This is a genomic window from Mesorhizobium sp. M5C.F.Ca.IN.020.29.1.1, from assembly GCF_003997375.1.
Lineage (GTDB): Bacteria > Pseudomonadota > Alphaproteobacteria > Rhizobiales > Rhizobiaceae > Mesorhizobium > Mesorhizobium wenxiniae.
Map to the genome: position 1 here is coordinate 1 of NZ_RZSW01000584.1, position 3,722 is coordinate 3,722.

Consider the following 3,722-nt stretch of genomic DNA (forward strand, 5'->3'; position numbering starts at 1 on the left):
GCTTGCCCCTAGTTCCGCAGGATCTCCGGCACGCTGAGCGGGCCGAGATCGGGCATTCTCTTGTACTCTCCCGTGCGGAGCCAGACGCCGCGGACCAAGCCATTTTCCCGGTCGCACTTTGGATCGAATATCAAGCCTGGGAAGTGGTCTAGGAACGCTTGTGCGGACGCTTCGTCGGCGAAGCAGTAGAGCCGCGCTCTCCTCGCCTGGGCCCGATCGAAGGTCGGCACGGCAGCAAAAACCGTGCTTTGCAGAATTTCGGCAATTCTCGCCGCAGGACATCGCAGGATTGCGAAAGCGGCGAAATCAGGCTGTTGCATCACACCCATGAAATCAGCGATGTTTCGGCTAACGATCACAGAAATGCGGGCGAAAGGCTGCCTGAACCCCTGGGTCGCAGACTGCGCCTTCGCCAAGATCCTTTCAGCGGAACGTGACGACTTCTCCTGGCGGCCAAGCGCCACGAACTGAGACGCCAGCGAGAGGCCCGCCGAAAGCAGGCGGCATAGAGATCATTCAAGCCCGTCCGGCTCATAGCGCCCGGAGCATTGACGAATATGTAAAATCGGGGCCTCTGCCGCCTGAGCGCCCATTGCAGTTGACGGCGGCCTAGTCCGACTAGGGCACGGTATCGCCAGCGGGAAGGGCAGAAGCGGAAAGCCGCCTAATCTAGGGAACTTTGTTCCTCATACCGAGTTGGCGATTTCTCATTGGAGAAAGAGCCATATCTAAGAAAAACCGTCTTGATAAAGACCCGGCCGAAAACAGCCGCTCGGTAGTGGATCGAGAGCTCAAACGCTCATCCGCCAAGCCGGGGCCGGAGGCGGACGCCAAGGGCCAGTCAGAGAAAAATCACAAAGGTGGAACCAGCAACGGCGTCTCTAGCGCCAATCCTCGCGTCATATCCGGGAATGATGATGGCGACGCCACCTTCCCGTATAAGCGTAAAAAGTAGAACGCCGCACTGTGCGACGCAGAGAAGGCGCCAGTGCGGTGCTCAGTATCGCACATCTGAGGCAGAGCGCTACATAGGGGCGGCGAGGATGGCGGAGCGGCGCTCGCTCACGCCGTAGCTCATTACCTGACGTTCGTCCGACCGAGAGTGTCGTCCCGCCTCCTGCGGCCTGCTAGACCTGCCAGACCCAGTAGGCCGATAAGGCCCAACCAACCCCAGTCGAAGTCGTCGCGAGCATCATCGGCTGCGGCAGGCGGTGCAGGTGTTGGCGTCTCTTGCGAAAGGGCAGGTGCTGCGGTTGCAGTTAAGCTGGTAGCCAGCATAAGGGCTAATAGAGATTTGGTGAGCATCGCAGTCTCCCGTTGTTCGAGGTGTGATCTAACAGGCGGAAACGATCTTTGTTCCCGCGAGTGCTCAAACGGTGACCTGCGCAACCAAAATTAGGCGCGATCATCGGGCGCTGAGATCAGGGCGATCCGCACGGTTAATCCCGCCCGATCAGGACGCTTCCTGCACTTCCGCGACTTGTGGCGTCACGGGTGCAGAATTAATGACGTAGGTGTTCGACGTCAGGTCGCTAGTAGATCGGATGATGATGCCGTCGTCTCTTAATCGGGCAAACGTCGCCCTTGCGATACGCATTGGCTTGCCTTTGGCATCTGCGGCGGTAACTTTGTTCGACCAGGGAACGTGAGTGATGGTGTCAACGCGCTTGAGAAAGCGCTTTTCCTTCTCGGTCAACTCGATCACGCCCGTTCCTCCATATCATTGGCAGCGTTTGGTTGGCCCGGTAACGTCGATGATGCGACTCCGTTCCAAGGACGCACGCGCCTAACCGGAGTGGGGAGCGAGCGGGTCCGCCGGACTGGCTATCCGCCGAAGCACCCTCCGCCGAGGGCGAAGAAATTAACATTGCCGCCAGCCCGATCTGCAGCGTGTCGTGGTCGCCGTCGACCCTTCAGGCACGAAGGGGCAAAGCGATGATGGTGACGAGATTGGCATCATCGTGGGCGGCAAAGGTATCGACGGTCGCGCTTACGTTCTTGCTGACCGGACATGCATGCTATCTCCTGACGGCTGGGGGCGCCGAGCTGTCGATGCATATCATGGCCGCTGGTCGCAGACGCCGGACAAGGTGAAGGCCGATGGCAGAGCGCAATTTCGCCCTTTACGTGGTGCATGTGTGAAAAGGCCCGGCAGTGCCGGGCCAAGACAGATCAGCTATCGTGATGCTCAGGTAGCTCCTTCAATTGGTCGGTGGTCATCTGCGTGACGGCATGCACGGTGCCTTCTTCGTCCCGCATGAAATCGAGCTGACTCGCATACAGCGCCAAGCGCTTCGAGCCAATGCCGAGGAACCCGCCAACATCGAACACGACCTGGGCCTGGTCTCCGGTTCCATGGACGTGATCTATCGAACCGATTTCCTCGTCATCGCGACCGTAGATGGTCGCGCCTTCAACAACGTCAGCGCGCAGTTCAGCATTCGTAAGCCGTACGTGATCGGTGTGGTCCATTGTGGGGGTCTCCTCTCATTTGGTCTGAGGTAACCCCCGACACGGCCAACCGTTCCGAATGGGTGCGATGATGGCAGCACGGTCTGGGCAAATAGCCTCCCGAATCGAGATCTTTCGACCTCTCGCTGCAGCTTCCGCTGTGTTGGTCGGATTACCGAGTTCATTCCAGTGGTCTTGCCAGGGGCGAGGGCGGCCTTGGTCCGTTCCGAGCATCCGCGCCCTTTCCGGTTTCGATCTCGGTGAACTCTTGGAGGATGATTATTCCCCCGGCCTCGGCAAAGCGGGCGACTGCGGCACGCTGGGCCTCAATGCCCAAGCCCGAGCGTTCTTGCCGCTGTGTGGAAACCCGATAACAGGCGATTGCGGTCGGCATGTTGCTGTTCCCAAGTGGTGTGCAAACTGCAAACCACCTTTTGCAATTTGCTCAATCGACGACGAAAGCCAAGTCCTTTCAAAGCGATAGCCGGAAACCGCAAATTGCAGGGTGCATCCTGCACAATATTAGATCCTCGTCGCGGAACTTTTGCGAGGCCGAGCCCTTCTCCATCTGAACAAGGAGGAACCAATGGCAAATCTGGGAAAATTAGCGATCGCGATGCTTGGGGTTCTAGCTTACCAGAACCGCGACAAGATCGGAGACATGATCCGTCGCGCACGAGAGCGCGATCCGAACAATCCGCAAGGTGGAATCGTCGATCAACTGTCCAAAGGTGTGTCGGGCACTGCTCTCGGCGACATCCTCGAACGATTTAGAAATGTGGGCTCGGGATCGAAGGTAGACTCTTGGGTGAGCACTGGGCCGAACCAGCCAATCGAGCCACGCGAGGTGTAGATGGCCATAGACGAGGATACGCTCACGTCTCTTTCTATGCAGACCGGTCTTTCGCGAGAGGAGCTCATTACCAGGATCACGCGAGATCTGCCTGAAGCGGTCAATCAGTTGACCCCGAATGGTGAAATACCCCCAGTTGAGCCGACGCACGGCTCGGATGAAACGACCCTGCTCGACGAGGTGCCCCCGAATACGACCCAGACTAAAGATAGCTGATCTCCAGCCGGCGCGTGCTGCCGCGGGCCAATGCCGACAAGTCTTGCTAGAAGACGCGCTCTACCTCACAGCTAGTCGAGGCTGAAGACGTCTACTCCCGGCCGGCGCAGAGGTCGGCCGGACTCGAGCTCCCCCAGCTCCCTTGTTATTGTGCAGTGCAGCAACGATATTGCTGCACTGCACAATAACAAGGGAGCTGGGG

General features: G+C 58.6%; 4 protein-coding genes and 2 pseudogenes. 2 read left to right on the forward strand and 4 right to left on the reverse strand.

Features of this window, described 5'->3' with window-relative positions; genetic code table 11:
- Window positions 1-8: 8 nt before the first annotated feature.
- Both EOA85_RS30115 and EOA85_RS30125 read right to left on the reverse strand, forming a co-directional pair.
- Window positions 9-416 carry a hypothetical protein gene (locus EOA85_RS30115; RefSeq protein WP_127212168.1) on the reverse strand — a complete coding sequence of 136 codons (408 nt, stop codon included), beginning with the start codon at window positions 414-416 and terminating at the stop codon, window positions 9-11.
- Between the two features lie 1,037 nt (window positions 417-1,453).
- Window positions 1,454-1,705 (reverse strand): hypothetical protein, encoded by a 252-nt coding sequence (locus EOA85_RS30125; RefSeq protein WP_065008252.1) that lies wholly within the window; start codon window positions 1,703-1,705, stop codon window positions 1,454-1,456.
- Between the two features lie 172 nt (window positions 1,706-1,877).
- Here EOA85_RS30125 and EOA85_RS39455 point away from each other — a divergent pair.
- Window positions 1,878-2,063 (forward strand): annotated as a pseudogene (locus EOA85_RS39455) (DNA-packaging protein); the annotation flags it as partial.
- A gap of 109 nt (window positions 2,064-2,172) precedes the next feature.
- On the opposite strand, the gene EOA85_RS30135 reads toward EOA85_RS39455, so the two are convergent.
- Both EOA85_RS30135 and EOA85_RS30140 read right to left on the reverse strand, forming a co-directional pair.
- The gene (locus EOA85_RS30135) at window positions 2,173-2,472 is read right to left on the reverse strand and encodes a PRC-barrel domain-containing protein (RefSeq protein WP_127212169.1); all 300 of its coding nucleotides are present in this window, start codon (window positions 2,470-2,472) and stop codon (window positions 2,173-2,175) included.
- Between the two features lie 160 nt (window positions 2,473-2,632).
- The gene (locus EOA85_RS30140) at window positions 2,633-2,845 is read right to left on the reverse strand and encodes a recombinase family protein (protein ID WP_127212170.1); all 213 of its coding nucleotides are present in this window, start codon (window positions 2,843-2,845) and stop codon (window positions 2,633-2,635) included.
- A 267-nt stretch (window positions 2,846-3,112) separates the two neighbouring features.
- On the opposite strand from EOA85_RS30140, the pseudogene EOA85_RS30145 reads away from it, so the two are divergent.
- Window positions 3,113-3,520: pseudogene (locus EOA85_RS30145) on the forward strand (YidB family protein).
- The last annotated feature ends 202 nt before the right edge of the window (window positions 3,521-3,722 follow it).

Bases quoted from the DNA above. Each gene is read 5' to 3' on its own strand.
- EOA85_RS30140 (WP_127212170.1), bottom strand. From the start codon at position 2,845: ATGCCGACCGCAATCGCCTGTTATCGGGTTTCCACACAGCGGCAAGAA.
- EOA85_RS30135 (WP_127212169.1), bottom strand. From the start codon at position 2,472: ATGGACCACACCGATCACGTACGGCTTACGAATGCTGAACTGCGCGCT.